Here is a 758-nt window from a genome sequence, read left to right as displayed (position 1 = left end):
AAAGGTCTGGGCGAGCAGCTCAAAACCCGGCTGAACCGGGAGGAGCAGGCGCTCTTTGATGCCTACCTGGCGATGCTAAATGATGCGTCGCTGGGGAAAGAAGTCACGGAACGGATTCGCCAGGGGACTGCCGCGCCATCGGCCTGGGCCGATGTGATTCTGGAGCACGAACGCACCTTCAGCAGCATGAATGACGCCTACCTCCGGGAGCGGGCGACGGACCTGAGAGATCTGGGTCGGCGAGTACTCGCTTACCTGCAGGAGTCCAACCAGAAGTGCCGCATTTATCCCGATCAGACCATTCTGGTGGGAGAAGAGCTGACCGCCTCCATGCTCGGCGAAATTCCCAAGGACAAGCTGGCCGGCCTGGTGTCGGTGCAGGGCTCGAGCAACTCCCACGTGGCCATTCTCGCCCGGGCCATGGATATCCCCACGGTGATGGCGGCCGTGGACCTGCCCTACACTCAGGTGGATGGGCGGACCCTGATCGTCGACGGCTACAAGGGCACGGTGTACACCGATCCGGGCCCGGAGCTGCGCAAGCACTACAAGGCGATTTATCTCGAAGAGCAGGAGCTGGTCAAGGGCCTGGAAGCGCTCAAGGACCTGCCCTGTGAAACCACCGATCACTACCGGCTGCCGCTATGGGTGAACACCGGTCTGATGACCGATGTGGTCCGCTCCCTGGAGCGCGGCGCCGAAGGGGTCGGCTTGTACCGCACTGAAGTCCCTTTTCTGCTGCGCGATCGCTTTCCCAG

At 62.3% G+C, this 758-nt stretch carries 1 protein-coding gene; it reads left to right on the top strand.

Annotation, left to right across the window (positions count from 1 at the left end; genetic code table 11):
* Positions 1-758 (top strand): PEP-utilizing enzyme (locus B3187_RS12300; RefSeq protein ID WP_286806766.1); only part of this gene is annotated, 758 nt, incomplete at both ends.

The organism is Marinimicrobium sp. UBA4209 (assembly GCF_002381585.1).
GTDB lineage: Bacteria > Pseudomonadota > Gammaproteobacteria > Pseudomonadales > Cellvibrionaceae > Marinimicrobium > Marinimicrobium koreense.
The sequence above is the reverse complement of the archived record's forward strand: the minus strand, read 5'-3'. Positions and strand labels throughout refer to the sequence as shown.